The following is a 24802-nucleotide window of genomic DNA, read 5'->3' as shown; positions in this document are numbered from 1 at the left end:
GCAACAATGAGCGTATCCATTTTCTGGTTCCTGCCGACGCATGGCGACGGCCACTATCTTGGTACCGCCGAAGGGGCGCGACCGGTTGATCACGCCTATCTGCAACAGGTGGCGCAGGCCGCTGACCGCCTCGGTTTTGGTGGCGTACTGATCCCGACCGGCCGCTCCTGTGAAGATGCCTGGCTGGTTGCCGCCTCGCTGATTCCGGTGACGCAGCGCCTGCGATTCCTGGTCGCACTGCGTCCTGGGGTGATTTCACCAACCCAGGCAGCGCGTCAGGCCGCCACGCTGGACCGTCTTTCTAACGGACGTGCGCTGTTTAATCTGGTGACCGGCGGCGATCCGGAAGAGCTGGCGGGCGACGGCGTGTTTCTCGATCACCGCGAGCGTTACGCGGAATCCGCCGAGTTTACCCGCGTCTGGCGTCGGGTGCTGGAAGGCGAAACCGTCGATTATGAAGGCAAGCACGTGAAGGTTCGCGGTGCGCGTCTGATGTTTAAACCGGTGCAGCAGCCTCGTCCCCCGCTGTGGTTTGGCGGCTCTTCTGAACCCGCCCAGGAGCTGGCGGCCGAACAGGTCGATGTTTACCTCACCTGGGGCGAACCCCCTGCGCAGGTTAAAGAGAAGATTGAGCAGGTGCGCGCGAAAGCGGCAGCCCAGGGACGCACCGTCCGGTTCGGCATCCGTCTGCATGTGATCGTGCGTGAAACCAATGAAGAGGCCTGGCAGGCCGCAGACAAACTGATTGCCAATGTGGATGACGCCACCATCGCCAAAGCGCAGGCGGCATTCCAGCGGGCAGATTCTGTGGGGCAGCGTCGGATGGCCGCACTGCATGGCGGTCGCCGCGACAAGCTCGAAATCAGCCCTAACCTGTGGGCAGGCGTCGGCCTGGTGCGCAGCGGAGCCGGGACCGCGCTGGTCGGCGATGGTCCGACCGTAGCCGCACGCATCAAAGAGTATGAAGCGCTGGGTATTGAGACCTTCATCCTGTCGGGTTATCCGCACCTGGAAGAGGCTTATCGCGTCGGCGAACTGCTGTTCCCGCATCTTGATCTGCAGGTTCCACTGGTGCCCCAGCCGCGCGTGGTTCAGGCACACGGTGAAGCGGTAGCCAACGATTTTACCCCTGAGAAAAAAGTCGCCCGGGGCTGAGGAGAGCATGATGACCAGAACCCGAAAACGCCTTGCTGATACGCTGGTGCCCTGGCTGCTGCCGACGCTGCTGGTGGTGGTGTGGCAGATTGCCTCGCAAACCGGCTGGTTATCGACCCGTATTCTGCCCGCACCGGAGAAAATTGTGACCACCTTCTGGCAGCTGACCGCCAGTGGTGAACTCTGGCAGCACCTGGCGATCAGTAGCTGGCGGGCGCTGATCGGCTTCAGTATCGGCGGCTCTATCGGCCTGCTGCTCGGGCTGATTACCGGCACCTCCAGAACCGGTGAACGACTGCTGGATACCTCGGTACAGATGCTGCGCAATGTGCCGCATCTGGCGCTGATCCCGCTGGTGATCCTCTGGTTCGGTATCGATGAGTCCGCCAAAATCTTTCTGGTGGCGCTGGGTACGCTGTTCCCGATCTACCTGAATACCTATCACGGCATCCGCAACATCGATCGCGGGCTGGTTGAGATGGCGCGCAGCTATGGCCTTTCCGGCTGGAGCCTGTTTATCCAGGTGATCCTGCCAGGCGCGCTGCCCAATATCATGGTCGGCGTGCGTTTCGCGCTGGGCCTGATGTGGCTGACGCTTATTGTCGCAGAGACCATCTCTGCCAACGCGGGTATCGGCTATCTGGCCATGAACGCGCGTGAATTCCTGCAGACCGATGTGGTGGTGGTCGCCATTATTCTTTACGCCCTGCTCGGCAAACTGGCGGATGTCGCCGCGTTGTTGCTTGAACGTGTCTGGCTGCGCTGGCATCCCGCTTATCAACTGAAGGAGGAGAACGCATGAGCCAGACTCTCTCACCGGCGCGCCTCAACACCGGCACCCCGGTTGGCGTTAACGGCGTCAGCAAACAGTATGGCAGCCGCACCATTCTGAATAAGATTGACCTGCATATTCCCTCCGGTCAGTTTGTGGCGGTGGTGGGTCGCAGCGGCTGTGGCAAAAGCACGCTGCTGCGCCTGCTGGCCGGTCTCGAACAGAGCTCCAGCGGTGAACTGCTGGCAGGCAATGCGCCGCTGCAGTCGGCTCGTGAAGATACCCGCCTGATGTTTCAGGATGCGCGACTGCTGCCGTGGAAAAAAGTGATCGATAACGTCGGACTGGGTCTGCGCGGACGCGAATGGCGCAGCGCGGCGCTGGATGCGCTGGCGGCGGTAGGCCTCGCCGATCGGGCTGATGAGTGGCCAGCCGCCCTCTCCGGCGGCCAGAAACAGCGCGTCGCACTGGCCAGGGCGCTGATCCACCGGCCCGGTTTACTGCTGCTGGATGAACCGCTGGGGGCGCTGGATGCCCTGACACGCATTGAAATGCAGGGATTGATTGAGTCACTGTGGCAGCAGCATCACTTTACCGTGCTGCTGGTTACGCATGATGTCAGTGAAGCGGTGGTGATGGCAGATCGCGTGCTGTTAATCGAAGAGGGTCAGATCGGGCTGGATCTGCTGGTGGATCTGCCCCGTCCCCGCCGTCGCGGATCGGCGCGGCTGGCCGAGCTGGAAGCGGAGGTACTGGATCGGGTCATGCAGCGTACGGAGCGACCGCAGCCGGTTCGTTACGCGCAGCAGCGCTGAAAAAGGGGAGTGTCTCAGACGCTCCCCTTTTTAATGATCAGGCGTTCAGTGCCCGGGTAATTTTTTCGTAGAGGTCGCCAGAGAGTTTATCCAGCTCCAGCAGCTGCTCCAGTGCCTGGCGCATCATCGCCTGACGGCCTTCGTCATAACGTTTCAGGCGAATCAGCGGCTCCACCATCCGCGCCGCAACCTGCGGATTGCGGGTGTTGAGGTCGGTAAGCATCTCCACCAGGAACTTGTACCCGCTGCCATCTTTAGCATGGAAGGCGGCCGGGTTAGCCGAGGCAAAGGCACCCACCAGCGAGCGAACACGGTTCGGATTACTCATGGTGAAGGAGCGATGATTCAGAAGCTGGCGCACGTTGCGCATCACGTTAGCGGCCGGACTGGTCGCCTGCAGCACAAACCATTTATCCATCACCAGACCATCCTGATGCCAGCGCTCATCGTAAGCTGCCAGCAGCGCATCACGGCACGGTAACTGTGCCGCAACTGCAGCAGAAAGCGCCGCCAGCGCATCGGTCATGTTGGTCGCCTGGTGATACTGGGTCTGCACCAGTTTATCCGCCAGCTGCGCATCACTGAAGGCGAGATAGGTCAGGCAGATATTTTTCAGGCTGCGCTGACCAATCGCGTCATGCTCCACGCGGTATTCAGGCTGCTGATTGGCGTTGTAGATCGCAAAAAACTCATCGGCCAGTTCGCGTGCCAGCGTGCGTTGCAGCGCGTCACGCACCAGCGCAATCGCCTGCGGATCGATAGTATCAAACAGCTCGGCAATCTCATTTTCCGACGGCAGCGTCAGAATCAGCGCGGTCAGTGCCGGGTCGCAGTCGGTATCCAGCAGCACCGCACGGAAGGCATCGGCCACATGCAGCGGCAGTGACAGATGCTGGCCCTGCTGATAGCGGGCGACATTCAGACGGATATAGGTCGCCAGCAGGCTCTGAGCCGCATCCCAGCGGGAGAAGTCGTTGCGTGCATGACGCATCAGGAAGGTGAGCTGAGCATCACTCCATTTGTAATCAAGCTTCACCGGGGCAGAGAATTCGCGCAGCAGCGACGGCACTGGCTGGAAGTAGACATTATCGAAAATAAAGGTCTGGAACTCCTCGGTGACATTCAGCACATGATGTACCGGATGACCACTATTCTGCAGCGGGATCACCTTGCCTTCGCCATCATAGAGTTCAATATCCAGCGGGATATGCAGCGGCAGCTTCTCTTTCTGATCGGCAGTCGCAGGCGTGTGCTGCGTGACGTGCAGCGTATACTGCTCCAGCTCCGGGTTGTAATCGTCGCGCACCGTCAGCACTGGCGTACCGGACTGGCTGTACCAGCGGCGGAACTGCGACAGGTCAACATTCGAGGCATCTTCCATCGCCTGAACAAAATCATCACAGGTGGCGGCGCTGCCGTCGTGGCGATCAAAATAGAGCTTCATGCCCTTCTGGAAGTTCTCTTCACCCAGCAGGGTGTGCATCATACGGATCACTTCTGACCCTTTTTCATACACCGTCAGGGTATAGAAGTTGTTCATCTCGATGACCTGATCCGGACGGATCGGGTGTGCCATCGGGCTGGCATCTTCGGCGAACTGCGCACCGCGTACGATACGCACGTTATCAATGCGATTCACCGCGCGTGAACCCAGATCAGAGCTGAACTCCTGATCGCGGAACACCGTCAGTCCCTCTTTCAGGCTGAGCTGGAACCAGTCGCGGCAGGTCACACGGTTACCGGTCCAGTTATGGAAATATTCGTGACCGATAACCGCTTCAATGCCCAGGTAATCTTTGTCCGTCGCTGTTTCCGCTTTAGCCAGCACATATTTGGCATTGAAGACGTTAAGGCCTTTGTTCTCCATGGCGCCCATGTTGAAGAAGTCCACCGCCACGATCATAAAGATGTCGAGGTCATACTCCAGACCGAAACGCTCTTCATCCCACTTCATGCTGTTTTTCAGCGAGGTCATCGCCCAGTCGGCACGGTCGAGGTTACCGCGATCGACGAAGATCTCCAGCGCCACATCACGTCCTGAACGGGTAGTGAAGCTGTCGCGCAGCACGTCGAAATCGCCCGCCACCAGCGCAAACAGGTAGCAGGGTTTCGGGAACGGATCCTGCCACTTCACCCAGCTGCGACCCTGCTCATCCCGGCCGCTGTCAATGCGGTTACCGTTGGAGAGCAGGAATGGATAGCGCTCACCATCGGCATAAATGGTGGTGGTAAAGCGCGCCAGCACGTCGGGGCGATCGAGATACCAGGTAATATGACGAAAGCCTTCAGCCTCACATTGGGTGCAGAGCGCCTCGCCCGATTTATACAGCCCTTCCAGCGCGGTGTTCTGATCCGGATGAATATCGTTAATAATTTTCAGGGTGAAGCTTTCCGGCAGCTGGCTGATGACCAGTGCGCCCTCTTCTTCACGGAAGGCCGTCCAGGCTTGCCCGTCGACCTCCAGTGCAATCAGCGTTAACGCTTCGCCGTCCAGTCGCAGCTCAGCCTGGCTGTCGCCCAGTCGTTTAACCTGGCTGATGGCCGTTACGCGGGTGGTGGACGCATCCAGTTCAAAAGTTAAATCGATATCGGTGATGGTGTACTCAGGCGCACGGTAGTCGTGGCGATACTTGATTTGGGGCTGTTGCGTCATATTGCGTCTCGCGTTGTTATAAGTTTACCGGCAAAGTCTAAGCTTGTTACTACAAGCTTGCCACGCACAATGCACCTAAAGGGTGAAATGGCTACACTTTGTTAACAATGGCACAGATTGGCCTCGACCCGCCCGTCTGAAATATGCTGTGATCGGCTTCAGATAGTGAATTATACTTTTGCGTCTTTATGACTGTGTACAACACCGGGCTCTGCGCCACCGAACAGGATGCTGAAACGCGCCATGACAGGACATGCTTCCCCGATACTGACCTCGCTGCTGGATACGGACGCCTATAAGCTCCATATGCAACAGGCCGTTTTCCACCGCTATCATGACATAACGGTGGCGGCGGAGTTTCGCTGCCGCGGCGACGAACTGCTGGGTCTCTACGCTGACGAAATTCGTGACGCGATAACCGCAATGCAACACCTGGCGCTGACTGATGATGAAGCGACCTGGTTGTCTCACCTTCCCTTCTTCCGGCAGGATTACCTCAGCTGGTTACGCCAGTTCCGCTATAACCCGGATCAGGTTGAGGTGCGCAATCATCATGGCAAGCTGGAACTCCGTATTCAGGGGCCGTGGCGAGAAGTGATCATGTGGGAGGTGCCGCTGCTGGCGCTGATCAGTGAGATTGTGCATCGTCATCGCACGCCACAGGTCACTACTCAGCAGGCACTTGACCACTTACATCAGAAACTCGGCGACTTTAAAGCCCAGGTGGCTGACCTTGATATGTCACGCTTCCGCCTGATGGATTTTGGCACCCGTCGTCGCTATTCGCAGGATGTGCAGCAGTCGATCGTCTCAACGCTGAAACAGGATTTTCCGTGGCTGATTGGCACCAGTAATTATGATCTGGCGCGCCGTCTGTCACTGACGCCGGTGGGAACACAGGCGCACGAGTGGTTCCAGGCCTTCCAGCAGATCAGTCCGGTACTGGCCAACAGCCAGCGCGCGGCGCTGCAGGCGTGGCTGGATGAGTATGACGATAAGCTGGGCATCGCCCTGACCGATTGCATTGCCATGGACGCCTTTCTGCGCGATTTCGGTCCGGTGTTTGCCCGCCGCTACCAGGGACTGCGCCACGACTCCGGCGATCCGGTCGAATGGGGCGAGAAAGCGCTCGCCCACTACCAGAAGCTGGGTATCGATCCGCAAAGCAAACACCTGGTCTTTTCTGACAACCTGAATCTCGACAAAGCGCTGGCGCTTTACCGCCACTTTGGCCAGCGGACTAACGTCGTGTTCGGCATCGGTACCCGCCTCACCTGCGATATTCCGGGCGTGACGCCACTGAACATCGTTATCAAACTGGTGCAGTGCAATGGCAAGCCGGTGGCGAAACTCTCAGACAGCCCGGGCAAAACTATCTGCCAGGATAAAGCCTTTGTCAGAGCCCTGCGTAAAGCTTTTGATCTGCCGCTGGTGAAAAAAGCGAGTTAATCCTCTTCTTATCGGGGCGTTGATACGCCCCGCCTCTGCTGTAATAAATCTGCTTTCCCCCTGAATTTTGCTTGTTTCCTGAAGACTCGCAAGTAACATAGCAAAACCCCGGATGGGGCAACTTTTTTACTCACTTCTTCTATATAGAGAGATATTTATGAGCGTAGTGCCTGTAGCGGACGTACTGCACGGTCGCGTCGCGGTTGACAGTGAAGTCACCGTACGTGGTTGGGTGCGTACCCGAAGAGATTCCAAAGCCGGTCTTTCCTTCATCGCTGTCTATGACGGCTCCTGCTTTAATCCCGTTCAGGCTGTCGTCAATAATTCTCTGAATAATTATCAGGATGAAGTGCTGCGTCTGACCACGGGCTGTTCCGTTATCGTCACCGGTAAAGTGGTGGCCTCGCCGGGTCAGGGCCAGGCGTTTGAGATTCAGGCGACCCACCTTGAAGTCGTGGGCTGGGTGGAAGATCCCGACAGCTATCCGATGGCGGCGAAACGCCACAGTATCGAGTATCTGCGCGAAGTGGCTCACCTGCGTCCGCGCACCAACCTGATTGGCGCGGTCGCCCGTGTTCGCCACACCCTGGCGCAGGCGCTGCATCGCTTCTTCCATGAAAATGGCTATTTCTGGGTCTCGACGCCGCTGATTACCGCCTCCGATACCGAAGGTGCCGGCGAAATGTTCCGTGTCTCTACGCTGGATATGGAAAACCTGCCGCGTAACGATCAGGGCAAAGTTGACTTCAGCGAAGATTTCTTTGGTAAAGAGGCGTTCCTGACCGTTTCCGGTCAGCTGAATGGCGAAACCTATGCCAGCGCCCTGTCGAAGATCTACACCTTCGGTCCGACGTTCCGCGCAGAGAACTCCAACACCAGCCGCCACCTGGCGGAATTCTGGATGCTGGAGCCGGAAATCGCCTTTGCCTCACTGGATGATGCCGCTGCACTGGCCGAATCAATGCTGAAGTATGTCTTCAACGCGGTGCTGGAAGAGCGTGCCGATGACATGGCCTTCTTTGCTGAGCGGGTAGATAAAGAGGCGGTTGAGCGTCTGCAGCGTTTCATCACCACCGATTTCGCGCAGGTGGATTACACCGATGCGGTTGAGATCCTGATGAACTGCGGTCAGACCTTCGAAAACCCGGTTTCATGGGGTATTGACCTCTCCTCTGAGCATGAGCGTTACCTGGCCGAGAAACATTTTAAAGCGCCGGTGGTGGTGAAAAACTATCCGAAAGACATTAAAGCGTTCTATATGCGCCTGAATGACGATGGCAAAACCGTGGCGGCGATGGATGTTCTGGCGCCAGGCATTGGTGAGATCATTGGCGGTTCACAGCGTGAAGAACGTCTGGATGTCCTGGATGCGCGTCTGGAAGAGATGGGTCTGAATAAAGAAGACTACTGGTGGTATCGTGACCTGCGTCGCTACGGTACCGTGCCACATTCTGGCTTTGGATTAGGCTTTGAACGTTTAATCGCCTATGTCACCGGCGTACAAAATGTCAGGGACGTAATCCCCTTCCCGCGCACCCCACGCAACGCGAGTTTCTGATATTCGGCATTAAATATAAGAAATTCATATATATAACGAGGTCGGCACTGCCGGCCTTTTTTTATTTTTGTAAATTTTGAGTTCTCTCACAAAGTTCCGTGTTTTTTACATTTTGTAATACATATTTTCTTACTGAAACAAGATTACGAGTTTAGTAGCATTTAAGCGCTAGAATTACGGCGGGTGGGATGGAAAGATGCGTGCAGACACAGGAAGACACCAAACTTCGTTCAGGGTTCCCGTAAAGGTTTCCTGACGGCAGTGGCAGGTGTACAAATAACTCCAATGAGGGTAATGAATAATGATGAAGCGCAATATTCTTGCAGTGGTTATCCCTGCTCTGTTAGTAGCTGGCGCAGCAAACGCTGCAGAAATCTATAACAAAGACGGCAACAAACTGGACCTGTACGGTAAAGTGGATGCGCGTCACCAATTCTCTGATAGCGCTGGTGATGATGGCGATCAGACTTATGTGCGCTTCGGCTTCAAAGGCGAAACCCAGATTAATGACCAGCTGACCGGTTACGGCCAGTGGGAATACAACATTCAGGCGAACAAATCTGAAGGTGATGACGCACGGGACGGCACCAAAACCCGTCTGGGCTTTGCGGGTCTGAAATTCGGCGATGCAGGTTCAATCGACTACGGCCGTAACTACGGTCTGGTTTACGATGCAATCGGCTGGACCGATATGCTGCCAGTATTTGGTGGCGACTGGGGCAGCTCAGATAACTTCCTGAACGGTCGCAGCACCGGCCTGCTGACCTACCGCAACACCAACTTCTTCGGCCTGGTTGATGGCTGGGACTTCGCAGTTCAGTATCAGGGCAAAAACGACCGTACCGACATTACTCGTGCTAACGGCGACGGATGGGGTGCATCAACCAGCTATACCTCACCAATCGGTGTAGGCATCGTTGGTGCCTACAGCAGCAGCGACCGTACTGATACACAGGCTGCAGGTGTTACTGATGTTAATGGTAATGTAATTGGACAGGGCAAACGTGCTGAGAACTGGGCAACTGCGCTGAAATACGATGCAAACAACGTTTACCTGGCAGCGATGTATGGTGAAGGTCGTAACTCTTCATACTTTACCGCCACTATTCCAGGCACCGCACCTAACACAACCGCCGATGCTAATGCAACCATTAACAAAACCCAGACTATTGAGTTAGTTGCACAGTACCAGTTTGATTTCGGCCTGCGTCCATCTATCGCATACGTACAGCAGAAAGGCAAAGATATCGAAGGTATCGGCGATGCTGACCTGTACAAATACATTGACGTTGGCGCAACTTACTACTTCAACAAAAACATGTCTACCTATGTTGATTACAAAATCAACCAGCTGGATGACAATAACCCACTGGGTCAGAACACAGACGATATTGTTGGTGTTGGCCTGGTTTACCAGTTCTAATCCTGCTTAAACATGTTGAAAAACGGGGCTACGGCCCCGTTTTTTTATGGCTGCTATTCCAAACAGGTGCGTTTTTCCTCGCGCCGTTACCCCGCTTTAATCATTACCTTTCCCCGTCGCGCAATCCACACTGCAAAATGTATGAATTTGTCTCGCAAACGGTTGGCATTTGTCTGGCCGGACGCTAACCTGAGAGCTCTTTTCGCTAAAGTTCACGCTAATGGACCTGACACATGTTTGAATCGATCTCTGCTGCACCCGCCGATCCTATTCTTGGGCTGGCCGATCTGTTTCGTGCTGACGACCGCCCGGAAAAAATCAATCTGGGTATCGGCGTCTATAAAGACGAAACCGGCAAGACCCCGGTGCTGACCAGTGTTAAAAAAGCTGAGCAATATCTGCTGGAAAATGAAACCACCAAAAACTATCTCAGCATTGATGGCCTGGCTGATTTTGCCCGCTGCACACAGGCCCTGCTGTTTGGCAACCAGAGCCCGCTAATCACCACTGGCCGCGCTCGCACGGCTCAGACACCGGGTGGTACAGGCGCGCTACGCGTTGCAGCCGATTTCCTCGCCACGCAAACATCGGTGAAGCGGGTCTGGATCAGCAATCCAAGCTGGCCGAATCACAACAACGTGTTTAACGCTGCCGGTCTTGAGGTCTGTGAATACCACTATTACGACCCGGCAAACCATACGCTGGATTTCGATGGCATGGTGGCGTCACTGAAACAGGTTCAGCCAGGCGACGTGGTGCTGTTCCACGGCTGCTGCCATAACCCGACCGGTATCGACCCCACCGCCGAGCAGTGGCAACAGCTGGCGCAGCTGTCACAGGCCAACGGCTGGCTGCCGTTGTTCGACTTCGCTTACCAGGGTTTTTCCCGTGGTCTGGAGGAAGATGCAGAAGGCCTGCGTATTTTTGCCGCCTCGCATCAGGAACTGATCGTCGCCAGCTCTTACTCCAAGAATTTCGGCCTGTATAACGAGCGTGTCGGTGCCATCACGCTGGTTGCCGCCGATGCGAGCGTGGCTGATACCGCGTTCAGTCAGGTGAAGTACACCATTCGCGCGAACTACTCCAATCCGCCGGCACATGGCGCCGCCATCGTCGCCACCATTCTGGGCAACGATACCCTGCGTACCATCTGGGAGCAGGAGCTGTCGGACATGCGTCAGCGCATTCAGCGCATGCGCCAGCTCTTCGTAAACACGCTGGCGGAGAAAGGCGCTCAGCGCGACTTCAGCTTTATTATTAAGCAGAACGGCATGTTCTCGTTCAGTGGCTTAACCAAAGACCAGGTCATTCGCCTGCGTGAAGAGTTTGGCGTTTACGCGGTGAACTCAGGGCGTGTGAATGTGGCGGGCATGACGCCAGACAATATGTCGGCGCTGTGCGAAGCCATTGTCGCCGTGCTGTAAGCAGGATGACCGAATTGAAAAATGGGCCTGCTGGCCCATTTTTTATTGCAGGAAAGGATTGCTGATGCGTTCATGCCCCAGCGTAGAAATCGGGCCGTGACCGGGCAGAAAAGTGACATCATCGCCCAGCGGCAGCAGTTTCGTGCGGATAGCATCGATTAACTGTTGATGATCGCCCTGCGGGAAGTCTGTGCGTCCCACACCACCATTAAAAATCACGTCACCTGAAATCAGTAACCTTCCTGGACGATCGAAGAACACCACGTGGCCAGGCGAATGGCCCGGACAGTGCAGGACTTCCAGCGTGGTCAGCCCTACCTGTACGCTCTCCCCCTCTTCCAGCCAGCGATCGGGGGTAAAAGGCGCGCACTCATCAAGTCCGAACATCCGGCTCTGGGTAGGCAGCGCTTCCAGCCAGAATGCATCACGCTTTTGCGGTCCGACAATCGGAATCTGCCAGAAGGCAGCCAGCTCGACGGCGGCCCCGACGTGATCAAGGTGTCCATGAGTCAGCAGAATCCGGGAAGGTTTAAGCTGGCGTTGTTCCAGCGTCTCTTTGATCAGATCGGCATCGCCGCCTGGATCAACCAGCGCGGCTTCACGAGTGGACTCGCACCAGATAACTGAACAATTCTGGGCAAACGCGGTAACAGGAATAATGTGGTAATTCATAACGCTCCATGACCGGCTCACGCAGCGTTGCCGGTGTCATTACCAGTGCCTGATCGGCCCGGTATCAATATGTACAAAGTTACTGCGGGGATAATATCCTACACCACCCGCACGCAGAGATAACGCCGCTTTGCGTACATTGGCCAGAGAAACCCCTTCGATATGGAAATCCATTGCCTGGCCTTTGGTGTGATAGCTGTGCTTTGCCACCCCAGGACCGCTCTCACGTAACATGTTGTTGGTTGCCAGTGAACGGTAGCCCGAAACCAGCTGTATCGGTTTACGCATTCCCAGCAGCGCCTGCAGCCGGAAGATTTGATCAAACAGGTGCGGATCGATGCTTTTCACTTTATTGGCGCGATAGTCACGGAAAAAGTGATTTAATCGTGACAACTCATCCTTGTCGTAACTCTTACCATTAAAAAACTCAGTTTTAAGGGTTTCACCGGTATGAAGATTATTAAGCATCAATACACGCGGGCGAGAGGTAGAAAGCGAGGCCCTTGCAGAAGCGGGTAATAATGCCAGACCGGCGGCGGCGCTACCGCACAGCAGTAGTTTGCGACGAAAAGAATCAATAGTAGACATGTAACGATTTACCTGAGAGTGAAGCCATAGAAATGTGCAAAAAGCGCACAGCCCGAACCATAACTTTCTCTCAGTAGAGCGTCAACCCATCTGCAACCTGTTTGCGTAGCGATCCCTGCAGGAATCGCCATTTGATAACATTTTTCTGAATAACCGGCCCGCCGCTAACGATTTAAAATCAATCACTAGAGCAGCAATTGCTCAGCCCGACTCAAAGCCTGGCTGCCCGAACGCGCGGTGTCATCATAATTGTAAATATCTGTGCGGAACTGTGGTTTGCCATCATCAGCGACCCACGCCGTCAGATAATAGAGATTGACCGGAATACGATGCCGAATGGGCACGTAGCGGGTGTCACCCTCTTTTAACGTACTGGAGATGCGGGCATCGTTCCAGCCCGCGTCCTGCAGTAATAAGCCCGCCAGTTCGGACGCTTTATTTACCCGGACGCAGCCTGAGCTGAGCGCGCGGATATCCCGCTGGAACAGGTTGTGGTTCGGCGTGTCATGCAGATAGATCGCATCTGAGCTGGGCATATTAAATTTATAGCGGCCCAGCGCATTCGCCACACCCGGTGCCTGAATCAACCGATAGGGGAACGATGAAGCGGTGACCATGCGCCAGTCGATCATGCTGGGATCGATCACTTCAGCGTCAGCGCTCCAGCCCGACAGCAGGGTATAGCCATGCTTATAGAGATAGGTCGGATCCTGCTTCACTTTAGGAATGATATCTTTACGCACCAGCGTGGTCGGCACATTCCATGGCGGGTTCAGCACCACATTATTGAGTGCGCTGCGCATCAACGGCGTTTTGCGATCGGGACGCCCGACGATGACGCGTGATGAGAGGATCTTGTTGCCGTTGTTGTAATAAATCAGCGAGTAGTTGGCGATGTTCACCATAATGCCGTTGTGCATATCGTCCGGCAGCAGGCGCAGTCGCTGAATGTTCAGCGCCAGCAACGAAGCACGCATCTGCGGAGAGACGTTAAGCCACTGCCGCGTTCTGGCACCGATAGCACCGTCGCCATCCAGTCCCTGCCACTGCTGGAAACGCTTCACACCTGCCACCAGCGTCTCGTCATAGACATTGGCGGTATTCCCTTCCAGCGTCTGACTCTGAACGTTACCCGGCGAATGCAGTGAAGGCGCGGACAGATCGGTGACTGGCGCGGCGGAAGGGCTGACCGCAACCGGCTGGTCGCTGTGGGTCACTGGTGAGGCGGCCACCGGCACCGCATCGTCATCCGGTGCAGGTGCATTAACCTGCGCCGTTAACATGCCGCTGCGCTGCAGGATTTCACGCAGCGCCGGCACATCGTCACTGACCTGTCCCGGACGCAGCGTTTCACTGCTCTTCAGTTGCGGCCAGGGCTGCTTATCACCTAGCAGGGTTTTCAGCGCGGCGTGCATCGGCTGATACTGCGGGTGCTGCGGCTGCAGTGACGCAATAAACGTGTTGCCTGAACCTGCATTGACCGCATTCTGCCACTGATTCACGACCGCCACCGACGGCTGTGTCAGCCGGTAGGGAACATTGCTGTAAAGCCAGGTTTCACCCTGCGTCGGCACATTCGAAACAAATTGCAGATAGCCCAGCATCGCATCGGACAGCGCGACATCCCGGGCAAAGCCGGTGATCGCCGGGTTTGTCAGACGCTCAATCCAGCGCGTGAACTGTGGCTGAACACCAGAAAGTGCCACTTCAGCCAGCTGCTGCTGAAATTTTTGTATCGCCTGGGGATCCTGCCAGAGCGGTTGCATATGGCGGGATGCATAGAGCGTCGCCAGCGGTGCCAGATAAAACGGCTGATCGGCGCTGGAAAACGCCTGCCGGATGCGTTGCTGACTTTCGGAGACGGAGGTGACCGCCTGCGTTGTCCCGGGCAAAGCGGCGATAACAGCGGCCTGCGGTAGCGTAAATGGAACAACGGTTAGCGCCAGCGCTAACAATGATAGAACGCGATGATGATTTAATTTTTTTACCAGCAACATCCCTGCCCCCTTGTTTTTCAACTTCGCAGTGTTCCCTGTATCCACTGCGACCGCGCCGTGACTCATCATGTGAGTATACAAACAAAAACGGCATTTGCCTCATGCGACAAATGCCGTAACCAGATTAACGAATGGTTCAGTTTTTGACTACGTTTCCGCCTGCGAATTTTCAGCGGTTAAATCAGGCAGCGCATCTGCGTCGCTTCCCGCCCGCACCGGCGAAGGATCGGCAGCAAAACCACGCAGACCGACCACATGCACATGCTCGGTGTTATTAAACACCTTACGCACCAGTTTGTAGGTCGTGCCTTTTTCCGGACTGATATTCTCCGGTGCTGCAATCACCAGCTGCATCTCCAGTCGCTCACAGAGTTCAAACAGCGTGGCGATGGAGCGGGCATCCAGACGGGCCGCTTCATCAAGGAACAGCAGTCGGCATGGCGAAATATCTTTGCCGCGCAGACGACGGGACTCTTCTTCCCAGCTCTGCACCACCATCACCAGAATGGACATCCCGGTACCGATCGCTTCACCGGTTGAGAGCGCCCCGCTCTCTGCGCGCAGCCAGCCATCGGAACCACGGTTAACTTCCACTTCCATCTCCAGATAGTTGCGGTAGTCCAGCAGCTCCTCACCGATGGTCTGCGGCGTACGCTGCCCCATGTCGATATGCGGATTAAGACGCTGGTAGAGCTTCGCCAGCGCCTCCGAGAAGGTCAGGCGATTGCTGTTAAAGAGATCCTGATGCTGCTCGTGCTCTTCCGACAGCGTATCCAGCAGCATGGCGTGGGTTTCACGCACGTTCACGTTGAGCCGCACGCTGCGTACCTGACCAAAGCTGACGGTCTGCAGGCCCTGGTTGAGCTGGCGGATACGGTTCTGTTCACGCTGGATCGTTTTACGGATGATGTTGGCCGCACTGCGCGAACTGATTGCCAGCATCTGCTCACGCGCCGTCAGCTCTTCCGTCAGACGGTTCAGTTCGATTTCCATCTGCTCAATTGCTTCGACCGGATCGTCAGTCCGAATAATATCCTGACGAATACGCTCGCGCAGATGCTGATAAACCGCAATAAAGAACTGAATTTTACGTTCCGGACGTTTTGGATCTTCCGACAGTCGCAGCACGTCGCGCAGATGTTCGTTGTCCGCCACCGCCAGACGCAGCGCACCCAGCGCTTTATCCGACATAGAGCGCAGCTCATCGCCGCTCAGGTAGGCCAGTTCACGGCGATGCAGACGACGCTCAACGCCATTCTCTTTCACCAGACGCAGTACGGTACACCAGCCCGCTTTGGCGCTGACCACCTGCTCACGCACCTGATGATACTGACGCTCCAGCTGACGCAGTCGCTTCTGCAGGTTATCCATCTCCGCTTCGCAGAAGGTAAGCTGTTTCTCCAGCTGATTGCGGCGGGCGCGGTTATGACTCAGTGCCGTGTAGAGCTCGTCACGGCGAACGCGCGCGCGTTCTTCCGCGCTGCTGTCAGCCTGGACGCCAATGTCCTGCATCTCCTGCTGCAGCTCTTTCAGCATGTCGCGCTTGGCATCATAGGCGCTTTTCAGCGAGGCCAGCACCTGGGAGTATTGCGTCAGCTGCGCCTGATGTTCACGCAGGCGATCACGACTGCGGCTGCGTTCGCCCTCAGCCTGCTCCAGACGCTGACGCAGCTTATCGCTGAGATCGTTGTTGCCATTGAGCATGCTGGCCGAGTCGTCGTAGCTGAAGTGAGCGCGACGCTGCACCACCTCTGTCAGGGCAAAGGCCTGCTGACGGGCGTTGCGCTGCTGCTGCTGCGCCTGCTGATAATCCGCCTGTAACTGCTCATGCTGTTCAGGATCGCTCTGCAGCACGGCGATGATCGGTTCCAGTTTCGCCAGCTTAGCGCCATGCTGATGCAGGAAGCGCGCCGCTTCCTGTGCCGCATCGACCTGCTCGCGGATCTCTTCGCAGCGATCGCCCAGCGTCTCATCCAGCAGCAGATTGACGCGTGGCAGCAGCCGGTTTAACTGTGATACGCCCTCTTTGGCCAGCTCATACTGCTGACGCTGCTGCTGATTGTTGCTCTCATGCTGATTCAGCGCGCGCTCCAGCTCACCGCGGCGTGCGCCGAGCTGACGGATCTGCGCTTCCGGATCGGCGTCAAAGGCGACGGCCAGATGACTGCCGATAAAGCGGCTGAATGACTGATGCAGACGCTGCGTTTTCTGCACGTCGAACGACAGCGTGGCGTAGCGTTCGGCCAGCTTATCACGCTCAAGGTGCAGCAGCTCCAGCTGATTCTCACGCGCCGCGCGGCCAAACAGCGGTATTTTCGGGAAGCGGGAGTAGCGCCACTGACGCTCTGCCACCTTCACCACCACCGCATTCTGTAGTTCATCGACGCTGAAGACGCTGTCATCGAACGACTGCGGATCACCCTCGATCAGGTAGAGATCTTCCGGACACTCTTCCAGACCATCCAGCAACTCACGAACGCGGGAGAGATCCGGCACCACAATCGCATGACGCGACGGACCGTAGAGCGCCGAGAAGTACGGCGCATCATCCAGCGTCACATCATCGTAAATCTCTGACAGCAACACGCCGCCAAACCGTTCTGCCAGCTGGGTCAGGCGCGCATCTTCGGCACCGCCCGGCTGGCTGAGCCGCTCAATCTGCTGCTCGATATCGCGTTTACGCGCCGCCACTTCGTCGCGCTCGACGGTGGTTTCACGCTCACGCTCCAGCAGCTGCTGCATATATTCGGTCACGTCCTGGCTGCTGTTCAGCGCCTGGCCGGTCTGCTCGCTAAGCTGAGTCAGGATCTCCTGCGCCGCCAGCCAGTGTGGCGCACGGGCGGTCAGGCTGGTGATGCGTTCGCGCAGCTGCTCCAGCTCCTGGCGCATCATCATGCGCTGCTCACCGGCGTCGGAGACGCTGCTATTCAGCTGTTCAATCTGTGCTTCAAGCTCCTGCTGCAGGCCTGCCAGCGCATCCGCTTCATAATGCTGCCCCTGACGCTTGCAGAATTCCGCCAGCAGGCGCTCCGCCTCATGCTGTTCGCGCAGACGCTGTTCCAGCTCATTGAGACGCAGACGCAGCGAAGAGAGCTGTTCGGCGTGATGACGCTGGTTGCTGGCATCACGCAGCAGTTCGCGGCCGGTTTGCCAGGCGTCCTGACGGGTCACGTCACCGGCAATGCTGGTCACCAGCGCCAGCGCCTGTTCAAACTGACTGTGCGCTGCTTCCGCTACGCTCAGCTTCTGCTCCAGGCGCAGCAACCGTTCTGTCGCCTCTTCCTCTTTGGCCTGGAAGCTTTCCTGCCATTCAGCCGCATTGTCAATGCTCAGATCGGGCAACTGGCAGAGCGTGCGGGCGCGTTCCAGTGCCTGCAATGCCTGCTGATACTGGATGGCGCGGGTTTGCTGCACGTCGAGCGCCTGCTGGAAATCGGCCAGCTGACTTTTCAGCTCATCCACTTCCAGTTCAGCCGCTTCGGCACGCGCTTCATTCTCTTCCTGAATTTCACGCGCTTCTGCGACCACTTCGGTCTGCTCTTCCAGCCGCAGCGTCAGATCTTCGATATCCGCATCGTAGCGCTCAATCTTCTCCTGCTGACGCATCGCCGTCTGTACCAGGTTCAGGTGATCGCTGGCGGCCTGATAATCGACTTCAAGATCGTTTTCTGCACCACTGTGCTCGGCCAGTTCGCGCGCCATCTCAACATGACGATACTGCTCGGTGGCGAGCTGCTTGCGGCTGCTGAACAGCTCGTTGCGCAGCTGTAACGCGCTGTCGAGGTGTCCCCGACGCTCGTTGGCGTGGCGCATATAGTCAGCCGAAACGTAGCTGGTCGCCTCGGAGATCAGATGCTTGAAGAGATCGCGGTCAGACTGGGTAACGCGGATCGCCTCCAGCGTCATGCGGTTCTCGCGCAGCGCGGCTTCCATATCCTGGAACGCTTTGCGCACGCCACTGTTTTCTGGCAACAGGTAATCACGCAGAGAGCGGGTGATGGCGCTGGAGATACCGCCATACAGCGAGGCTTCAATCAGACGATAAAACTTGCTGCGATCGCTGGCAGAGCGCAGACGACGCGGCACCACGCCAAGATCAAACAGCATGGCGTGATAATCGGTGACTGAGTTATAGGCGCGGAACTGTACCCCTTCCTGCGCCTCAACCCGCTCTTTGACTTCGTTCAGCGGCAATACGCGAGCCTGACGGCTGTTGAGCACTTCCGTCAGCATATCGGTTGGGTTGGTGTCGGTGGGCAGGCCATGGATACTGAATGGCTTGATATCGACCTTTTTATCGCGTCCGGCGACCTGTTGCAGACGGACACCGACCACGACACGCTGATGGCGTGAGTTCACCACATCCAGCATGGAGTAGCAGACGCCAGCCCGCAGTTTACCGTGCAGACCCTTGTCACGGGATCCTGATGTCGCGCCCGCTTCGGTGGTGTTACGGAAGTGCAGCAGCGTTAAATCGGGGATCAGCGCGGTAACAAATGCCGCCATCGTGGTGGACTTACCCGCACCGTTACCGCCTGACAGCGTGGTCACTAATTCATCGAGATCAAAGGTGCGGGCAAAAAAGCCGTTCCAGTTGATCAGCGTAAGCGAACGAAACTTTCCGCGCTCAATCATGCCTGTTCTTCCTCTGCGTTCTCACTCGCGTCGCCTTCCTGCCCTTCACCGTCATCGGTGTCGACCGGTGCTGTCGCGTTTTCCAGTAGCATGGCTTCGCCATCACGAATCAGACGAAGCTGCGCTTCACGGGCGTCATCACCGCCGCGCACGTCGGCACCAAAGCGGAACACCGATTCCGTGATGCGGAACTTGCTGCTGTCGTTGCCGAAAAACCACACCATGCCAAGGCGACGCAGGCGGCTCAGAGAGGCGCGCACTTTCTCCTGCAGTTTGGTGCGATCCAGATCCGAACCGGTTGAACGCTGGTTGACCAGCTTCAGCAGGCGGTTCTCATCGGCCAGAGAGAGCAGTTCGTCGTACAGCTCCTGCTGGGTGAAGATACCTTCATTGGCCAGTCGTTCCGGGCTGAGATAGAGATAGCAGAGAATCTTCCCGACCATCATGTCCAGCTCAGAGAGCACGGAACGCGGAATCAGCGTGGTTGAACGCGGACGCAGATAGAAAAAGCCTTCCGGCGCACGGATTAACTCAACGTTATAGCGGCTGTAAAACTCTTCGAGAAACGACTGGTAGTCCATCAGAAAAGCGTGATTATCCAGCTCTTCGATACCGATATGGCGTCCGGCGCGTAACTGGCTGTCCAGCGCGGGAAAAATCGGGTTGGCCAGTGCCTGTGCCAGCTTAACCGGCATCACTTGTTCAATATTTGTCGATGACATGTGCCTGCACCTTGGCTCCGTAATCATTGATGGCTTGCCATTCCACAGGCAAACCGGCTAAATCAGCTTCCGCTACGCCAAGGCGCACCGCCTGATCCACCACAATACGCGCCAGATCGAAATGGCGGGCTCGGGGATACTGGGCCAGGTAGTCGCGCATCACTGACGCGAGGTTGAGCGGTTTTTGTTGCGATTTGTAGACCTGCAGCGCTTCTTCAATCATCGCTGCCAGCTGTTCGCGGATTTCGTTGATCTCCTCGTACTCCATCTCCGGCGGCAGTTCGCCCATCACTTCGTCGTTACGCAGCGTCAGCGCCTCATCACGCATGTCATACAGGCGGTCGGCGTTGGCATAGGTCAGCGCCCAGGGCGCGTCGAAGTAATTCTGCACCGATACCCGCAGGCGCTGCGCAAAGACGCGGTTTTTATCCATGTCGATGGCGGTACGAATAAATTTATGGACGTGGCGGTCATAGCCGATCCAGAGGTCAATCGCCTGCTGGCCCCAGCTGGTAATACGGTCGAGTTTGCTTTGCAGATCAAACACCAGCTTATCGACGAAGCCCAGATCGGGACTGTCCAGCGTGGCATCCTGAATGCGCAGCAGATTTTCCTGAAGTTTGTCGCCCGCGGCTTCCAGCGTATCCTGCAGTTCACGCAGCGTTCCTGAGGTTTCAGAAAGCAGCATTTCACAGCTGGAGATGGCCGCGCGCCAGTCTTTGTTCAGCAGTTCGGCGATATCATTTTTAACCGCCTGCTGCTGTTCATCCATCAGACGCTGGGTCATATCGATGCTGTCGAAGATCTCCGCCACGGAATATTTCAGCGGTGCGAAAACATTGCGGTGCCAGTGAAACTCATCACCGTTTTCCTGCGCGGCATCGGCTGCCCGCTTAAGCTCATTGGCCACAATCGACAGCTGCATCGACAGGCGCAGAGTCGAGAACTCACGCTGGCGGATGTAATAGTCGGTGATGCCGATCGCCAGCGGCGTCAGGCGATAGATGGCATTGCCTTCCGTGATTTCGCTGGTAAAACGGTTGAGCAGGCGCTGTCGCACCATGTCGTTGATGGCGTTGTTGGCACGAACCAATACGGTTTCATGGGTTTGTTCGAAAGCTTTGCTGACGTGACGGAAAGCATCAATCAGATCGCCTTCGCTCATTTCGCCATCCATCCGCTCACCGTTGAGGGTGGCGATAGCCAGCAAAAAGGCCAGACGTTCCACTGGCAGCGCAAGGGAAAAGTCATTTTTGCGCGCCCAGGAGACCAGTTCAGGTACCGTCTGGGAAAATTCACTCATAATTCGTCCTTCTGCCCGGGTTTACGCGCGGTCACGTGGATGTAGCGCCCTAAGCTCAAAAAGGGTTCCTGACGGCAGTAACGCCGCTCCATCTCAATAATTTCGTCGTCGCTTTTTGGCTCGCCCTTCGGCGGCTTCATGTAGTCACTGAACACCCGGATCCCGGCACGCTGCTCAATCACAAAGCCACACGCCTCCAGCCAGCGATAGACCTGCTCGGGGTCGCGCGGATAGTCAGGCGACAGCGTTCGCTTTTTGCGTTTGGTCAGGTTGGTGCGCAGATAGCCGAAGTTACCCAGCGTTAAGGTGCGCAATGTCAGGCCGTGCAGATTGTAAAACATCAGCGACATGACGCCCCCCGGACGCAGCAGATCGAACAGCGCTTTCAGCACCTTCTCCGGTTCAGCGACCCACTCAAGCACAGCGTGGAACAATACCAGATCCACCGGCTTATCCAAATGTTCGCCCACCTGCTGAGCGCTAATTTGTCTGAATTGCATGTTGTGGCTCACACCCTGTGCCGCTGCATTTTCCGCGGCCCGGCGCAGCATCTCGCTGGAAAGGTCGCACAGCAGAACCTGATGGCCCTGCGCAGCAAGCCCGCTGGAGACCTGGCCGACACCGCCGCCAGCATCCAGCACCGACAGCGGGTGCGGTGACAGACCGGGCACTATCTTCTCCAGCTCATCCCAGAGGATGGCCTGGCGTATCTTCCCTTTAGTGGTGCCGTAAATATTTTGCGAAAATTTATCCGCGAGATCGTCAAAGTTACGATCCTGCATGGCATGCGCTCCGGTATGCTGCGGTGAGACTTGTGCTATTTTGTCACAGGCACCAGAAGAATGAACCTTTCATCCCCATCTTCCCTTCCGGGTGCTCTATTTTCGGACAACAGGACTCTTTTTTGATGTTATTTACCCTTAAAAAAGTTATCGGCGGGCTGCTTTTACCCCTGCCGTTTCTGCTTTTGCTGATGGCGCTTGGCATTTTACTGCTTTGGTTTACTGGCTGGCAGAAAAGCGGCAAAACCGTGATCTCCATCAGCTGGCTATTACTGCTGCTGCTGAGCCTGCAACCGCTGGCCGATCGTCTGCTTTTGCCGCTGGATAGCCGCTATCCGACCTGGAACGGATCAGAGAAGGTGGACTACATTGTGGTGCTGGGCGGAGGCTATACCTTTAACGCGGCGTGGGCGCCCAGCTCAAACCTGCTGAATAACAGTCTGCCGCGTGTGGCAGAAGGCGTTCGTCAGTGGCAGCGGAATCCTGAGTCGACCCTGATTTTTACCGGCGCAGCGGGCGGCACCAATCCAAAGAGTAGCGCCTGGGTAGCGGCACAGGTGGCGGAAAGTCTGGGCGTTCCCCGCGAACATGTTCAGATTCTCGACCAGCCCCGCGACACCGCGGATGAAGCGCAGGCGGTCAAAACCGTGGTGGGCGATCGCCCGTTTCTGCTGGTCACATCCGCGAATCATATGCCGCGCGCAATACGCTTTTTCCACGCGATCGGGTTGAAGCCAATGGCCGCTCCCGCGAATCAGCTGGCGATTACGTCACCGCTGAATGGATGGGAGCGGGCGATACCCTCATCGATCTGGCTGAGTCACAGCGAACGTGCGGTCTACGAAACGCTTGGCACACTATTGCAACGGCTGAAAGGCGAGGAGTCGGACTCAGCCGAGCCAGGGAAGTAATTGCGCGCGTGCATGGTCAAAACGCGGACGATTAAACGTGCCGGTCTGTACCAGATGCTCAATGCAGTCCCATAGTTGATAAACCCACCGACGCCAGACAAAACCCTCTGAAACCGGCGCCCGTTGCAGGTAGCTGTGCAGCAGCGCCGTTTCTGCAGGCGAGGTATCCAGATGGATAAGATCGTATTCACGGGGTGCCCAGAGGATGGTGCCCGGCTGTGTCATCGCGATTAACTGGTCACTGCGGCTATCTTTCAGCATGCTCTGCAGCTGAACGTTGCCGTGAACCATCACGCAGGGATCGTCGAAGCCGCGAAACAGATGCGCCAGTCGTGCCCGGCAGCGAAACAGAATCTGACGATCTTCCAGCGTAAAGGCTGGAGGACGCAGATAGCTCAGGGTCGCCCATAGCACCTCAACCCGTTGTGCATACCAGGCGGGCCAGCTGTTCTGCTGCGTGCTGTCCACCGTACCGACCAGGCCATGGCTGTCGAGCCGGTGCCAGGCCAGCACTCCCTCGACCACCTGTTCGCAAAACTGTTGCCAGCGCTGAGCATCCCGCGCAGGCGCTTCCGCCGTTACGCCATTCAGTCGCGCCAGCAGGAGCATTTCATGCACCGGCGGCTGCTGGCTCATCACCAGACCATAGACCGCTGGCACGGCGATCAGTCCGGCCTGGCCCAGCAGCGCCAGCTTTCTGGCTTCCATCGCCGCCCGGCCCTGATGACGAAAATATTTCGCCACCACCGGCATGGGGCGCCCGTCCCGATCGTATAACGCATAAAGCCGGGTGGGTGGATGTTCACTGATCATTTCGAGGCGGCTGATGGTTTCACCCAGCGCCAGCGTGAGTTCCGATTTAAGCTGTTCCATGCGGCATCCTCCTCAGATGAGTATCACAATATCCTGAAGGAAGTGTTGGAGATAAGTTTAGCGGCGGATCAAGAACGTTGCGCTGAAACGGGGAGACAGGCTCCCCATTTGTCAGGCCTGCATGGCATCACGAACGCGTTGCAAATCGTCTGGCGTATCCACACCCACACTGGGAATGGTTTTCGCGACGGCGACATGAATTTTTTCGCCGTACCATAAAACACGCAGTTGCTCGAGCAGCTCAATCTGTTCCAGAGGACAAGGCGCCCAGGCGACATAGCGGCGTATAAAACCAGCACGGTAAGCGTAGATGCCAATGTGGCGCAGCAGCGTATCACCGATCTGCTCGCGCGATGCGGCGTACCGTTCACGATCCCAGGGTATGGTCGCCCGTGAAAAATAGAGCGCGTAGCCATTCACATCCATGACGACTTTCACCGCATTCGGATTAAAAGCTTCTTCCACATCGGTGATCGGCACCGCCAGCGTCGCCATCCCGGCCGCCGACCCCGCCAGATTGGTCGCCACCTGACGCACAATCTCGGCCGGAATCATCGGCTCATCGCCCTGCACGTTTACGATGATTTCATCATCGGCAAACTGATATTTTTCGATCACTTCCGCCAGTCGCTCAGTGCCAGACTGGTGATCGGCGCGCGTCATGCAGACTTCGCCGCCTGCCGCTTCCACTGCCTGCGCCACGTCGGGATGATCGGTGGCAACAATGACCCGGCTGGCACCCGATTCACGGGCCCGCTCCATTACATGCACGACCATCGGTTTACCGTGGATATCGAGCAGCGGCTTACCGGGTAAGCGGGTTGACGCATAACGCGCAGGAATGATAGCGGTGAAACTCATGGATGAATCTCTTCAACTGACAGCGTGCGGGCTTCTGTTTCCAGCAGCACCGGAATGCCGTCCCGGACCGGGAAGGCCAGGCCATCAGGTTTGCAGATCAGCTCCTGTTGAGCATTGTTGAAGTAGAGTTTGCCATTGCAAACCGGGCAGGCAACGATTTCGAGTAAACGATGATCCATATGTCCTCCATCAGGGACCGAATGCTTAAG

General features: G+C 56.7%; 19 protein-coding genes. 8 read left to right on the top strand and 11 right to left on the bottom strand.

Annotated features, from left to right (window positions below):
- Nucleotides 1-6 precede the first annotated feature (6 nt).
- The 3 genes from ssuD to ssuB are packed head-to-tail and all read left to right on the top strand — an operon-like array spanning nt 7 to nt 2742.
- On the top strand, nt 7-1155 hold the full coding sequence (gene ssuD / locus LC417_RS07795) for an FMNH2-dependent alkanesulfonate monooxygenase (protein ID WP_109653155.1): 1149 nt from the start codon (nt 7-9) through the stop codon (nt 1153-1155).
- Nucleotides 1156-1165: 10 nt separating this feature from the next.
- A complete protein-coding gene (gene ssuC, locus LC417_RS07790; protein WP_010254987.1) occupies nt 1166-1957 on the top strand; it encodes an aliphatic sulfonate ABC transporter permease SsuC in 792 nt (263 codons plus the stop codon).
- Nucleotides 1954-2742 carry an aliphatic sulfonates ABC transporter ATP-binding protein gene (gene ssuB / locus LC417_RS07785; protein WP_010254985.1) on the top strand — a complete coding sequence of 263 codons (789 nt, stop codon included), beginning with the start codon at nt 1954-1956 and terminating at the stop codon, nt 2740-2742. Before ssuC ends, ssuB begins: the two co-directional genes overlap by 4 nt.
- 37 nt (nt 2743-2779) lie before the next feature.
- On the opposite strand, the gene pepN is transcribed toward ssuB, so the two are convergent.
- Nucleotides 2780-5395, bottom strand: coding sequence for an aminopeptidase N (pepN, locus tag LC417_RS07780; RefSeq protein ID WP_182500398.1), 2616 nt, complete (start codon nt 5393-5395; stop codon nt 2780-2782).
- A 243-nt stretch (nt 5396-5638) separates the two neighbouring features.
- Between pepN and pncB the strand changes: the two genes are divergently transcribed.
- From pncB to LC417_RS07760, 4 genes are all read left to right on the top strand, one after another.
- Complete coding sequence (pncB, locus tag LC417_RS07775) at nt 5639-6844, top strand: nicotinate phosphoribosyltransferase (RefSeq protein WP_010254983.1); 1206 nt, start codon at nt 5639-5641, stop codon at nt 6842-6844.
- A 157-nt stretch (nt 6845-7001) separates the two neighbouring features.
- Nucleotides 7002-8402: an asparagine--tRNA ligase gene (asnS, locus tag LC417_RS07770; protein ID WP_033766846.1), complete on the top strand. Its 1401-nt coding sequence runs from the start codon at nt 7002-7004 to the stop codon at nt 8400-8402.
- Nucleotides 8403-8703: 301 nt separating this feature from the next.
- On the top strand, nt 8704-9825 hold the full coding sequence (gene ompF, locus LC417_RS07765; RefSeq protein WP_033785539.1) for a porin OmpF: 1122 nt from the start codon (nt 8704-8706) through the stop codon (nt 9823-9825).
- A 233-nt stretch (nt 9826-10058) separates the two neighbouring features.
- The gene (locus LC417_RS07760) at nt 10059-11249 is read left to right on the top strand and encodes an amino acid aminotransferase (protein ID WP_223565677.1); all 1191 of its coding nucleotides are present in this window, start codon (nt 10059-10061) and stop codon (nt 11247-11249) included.
- Nucleotides 11250-11291: 42 nt separating this feature from the next.
- Here the strand turns inward: LC417_RS07760 and LC417_RS07755 are convergent, their stop codons facing one another.
- The 7 genes from LC417_RS07755 to cmoM form a co-directional block, all read right to left on the bottom strand.
- Nucleotides 11292-11921 carry an MBL fold metallo-hydrolase gene (locus LC417_RS07755; protein ID WP_010254975.1) on the bottom strand — a complete coding sequence of 210 codons (630 nt, stop codon included), beginning with the start codon at nt 11919-11921 and terminating at the stop codon, nt 11292-11294.
- Between the two features lie 39 nt (nt 11922-11960).
- On the bottom strand, nt 11961-12509 hold the full coding sequence (locus tag LC417_RS07750) for a YcbK family protein (protein WP_010254972.1): 549 nt from the start codon (nt 12507-12509) through the stop codon (nt 11961-11963).
- A gap of 185 nt (nt 12510-12694) precedes the next feature.
- The gene (gene ldtD / locus LC417_RS07745) at nt 12695-14506 is read right to left on the bottom strand and encodes a L,D-transpeptidase (RefSeq protein ID WP_157351809.1); all 1812 of its coding nucleotides are present in this window, start codon (nt 14504-14506) and stop codon (nt 12695-12697) included.
- A gap of 147 nt (nt 14507-14653) precedes the next feature.
- A complete protein-coding gene (gene mukB / locus LC417_RS07740; RefSeq protein ID WP_223565676.1) occupies nt 14654-19141 on the bottom strand; it encodes a chromosome partition protein MukB in 4488 nt (1495 codons plus the stop codon).
- Nucleotides 19138-19863, bottom strand: a complete 726-nt coding sequence (mukE, locus tag LC417_RS07735) for a chromosome partition protein MukE (protein ID WP_010669765.1) — start codon at nt 19861-19863, stop codon at nt 19138-19140. Before mukE ends, mukB begins: the two co-directional genes overlap by 4 nt.
- Nucleotides 19844-21166, bottom strand: coding sequence for a chromosome partition protein MukF (gene mukF / locus LC417_RS07730; protein WP_010254963.1), 1323 nt, complete (start codon nt 21164-21166; stop codon nt 19844-19846). Before mukF ends, mukE begins: the two co-directional genes overlap by 20 nt.
- The gene (cmoM, locus tag LC417_RS07725; protein WP_031594104.1) at nt 21163-21948 is read right to left on the bottom strand and encodes a tRNA uridine 5-oxyacetic acid(34) methyltransferase CmoM; all 786 of its coding nucleotides are present in this window, start codon (nt 21946-21948) and stop codon (nt 21163-21165) included. Before cmoM ends, mukF begins: the two co-directional genes overlap by 4 nt.
- A gap of 125 nt (nt 21949-22073) precedes the next feature.
- Here cmoM and elyC point away from each other — a divergent pair, with 125 nt between their 5' ends.
- Nucleotides 22074-22859 (top strand): envelope biogenesis factor ElyC, encoded by a 786-nt coding sequence (elyC, locus tag LC417_RS07720; protein ID WP_223565675.1) that lies wholly within the window; start codon nt 22074-22076, stop codon nt 22857-22859.
- On the opposite strand, the gene LC417_RS07715 is transcribed toward elyC, so the two are convergent.
- From LC417_RS07715 to LC417_RS07705, 3 genes are all read right to left on the bottom strand, one after another.
- Nucleotides 22839-23732 (bottom strand): fructosamine kinase family protein, encoded by an 894-nt coding sequence (locus LC417_RS07715; RefSeq protein WP_033771276.1) that lies wholly within the window; start codon nt 23730-23732, stop codon nt 22839-22841. The two genes, elyC and LC417_RS07715, sit on opposite strands and share 21 nt — an antisense overlap.
- Nucleotides 23733-23843: 111 nt before the next feature.
- The gene (gene kdsB / locus LC417_RS07710) at nt 23844-24593 is read right to left on the bottom strand and encodes a 3-deoxy-manno-octulosonate cytidylyltransferase (RefSeq protein WP_010254955.1); all 750 of its coding nucleotides are present in this window, start codon (nt 24591-24593) and stop codon (nt 23844-23846) included.
- Nucleotides 24590-24772, bottom strand: coding sequence for a Trm112 family protein (locus LC417_RS07705; RefSeq protein WP_003849374.1), 183 nt, complete (start codon nt 24770-24772; stop codon nt 24590-24592). Before LC417_RS07705 ends, kdsB begins: the two co-directional genes overlap by 4 nt.
- Nucleotides 24773-24802 lie beyond the last annotated feature (30 nt).

It is taken from the genome of Pantoea sp. OVA07A (assembly GCF_019969975.1).
GTDB lineage: Bacteria > Pseudomonadota > Gammaproteobacteria > Enterobacterales > Enterobacteriaceae > Pantoea > Pantoea agglomerans.
Note: the sequence above shows the minus strand (reverse complement) of the source record. Positions and strands in the feature narration are given on the sequence as shown.

Excerpts from the sequence above, each read along its gene's own strand:
- ompF (WP_033785539.1), top strand. The coding sequence starts at position 8,704 with ATGATGAAGCGCAATATTCTTGCAGTGGTTATCCCTGCTCTGTTAGTA.
- ssuB (WP_010254985.1), top strand. The coding sequence starts at position 1,954 with ATGAGCCAGACTCTCTCACCGGCGCGCCTCAACACCGGCACCCCGGTT.
- ldtD (WP_157351809.1), bottom strand. The coding sequence starts at position 14,506 with ATGTTGCTGGTAAAAAAATTAAATCATCATCGCGTTCTATCATTGTTA.
- pncB (WP_010254983.1), top strand. The coding sequence starts at position 5,639 with ATGACAGGACATGCTTCCCCGATACTGACCTCGCTGCTGGATACGGAC.
- mukB (WP_223565676.1), bottom strand. The coding sequence starts at position 19,141 with ATGATTGAGCGCGGAAAGTTTCGTTCGCTTACGCTGATCAACTGGAAC.
- asnS (WP_033766846.1), top strand. The coding sequence starts at position 7,002 with ATGAGCGTAGTGCCTGTAGCGGACGTACTGCACGGTCGCGTCGCGGTT.
- LC417_RS07750 (WP_010254972.1), bottom strand. The coding sequence starts at position 12,509 with ATGTCTACTATTGATTCTTTTCGTCGCAAACTACTGCTGTGCGGTAGC.
- LC417_RS07760 (WP_223565677.1), top strand. The coding sequence starts at position 10,059 with ATGTTTGAATCGATCTCTGCTGCACCCGCCGATCCTATTCTTGGGCTG.
- ssuD (WP_109653155.1), top strand. The coding sequence starts at position 7 with ATGAGCGTATCCATTTTCTGGTTCCTGCCGACGCATGGCGACGGCCAC.
- elyC (WP_223565675.1), top strand. The coding sequence starts at position 22,074 with ATGTTATTTACCCTTAAAAAAGTTATCGGCGGGCTGCTTTTACCCCTG.
- LC417_RS07705 (WP_003849374.1), bottom strand. The coding sequence starts at position 24,772 with ATGGATCATCGTTTACTCGAAATCGTTGCCTGCCCGGTTTGCAATGGC.
- mukE (WP_010669765.1), bottom strand. The coding sequence starts at position 19,863 with ATGTCATCGACAAATATTGAACAAGTGATGCCGGTTAAGCTGGCACAG.
- pepN (WP_182500398.1), bottom strand. The coding sequence starts at position 5,395 with ATGACGCAACAGCCCCAAATCAAGTATCGCCACGACTACCGTGCGCCT.
- LC417_RS07715 (WP_033771276.1), bottom strand. The coding sequence starts at position 23,732 with ATGGAACAGCTTAAATCGGAACTCACGCTGGCGCTGGGTGAAACCATC.
- kdsB (WP_010254955.1), bottom strand. The coding sequence starts at position 24,593 with ATGAGTTTCACCGCTATCATTCCTGCGCGTTATGCGTCAACCCGCTTA.
- ssuC (WP_010254987.1), top strand. The coding sequence starts at position 1,166 with ATGACCAGAACCCGAAAACGCCTTGCTGATACGCTGGTGCCCTGGCTG.
- mukF (WP_010254963.1), bottom strand. The coding sequence starts at position 21,166 with ATGAGTGAATTTTCCCAGACGGTACCTGAACTGGTCTCCTGGGCGCGC.
- LC417_RS07755 (WP_010254975.1), bottom strand. The coding sequence starts at position 11,921 with ATGAATTACCACATTATTCCTGTTACCGCGTTTGCCCAGAATTGTTCA.
- cmoM (WP_031594104.1), bottom strand. The coding sequence starts at position 21,948 with ATGCAGGATCGTAACTTTGACGATCTCGCGGATAAATTTTCGCAAAAT.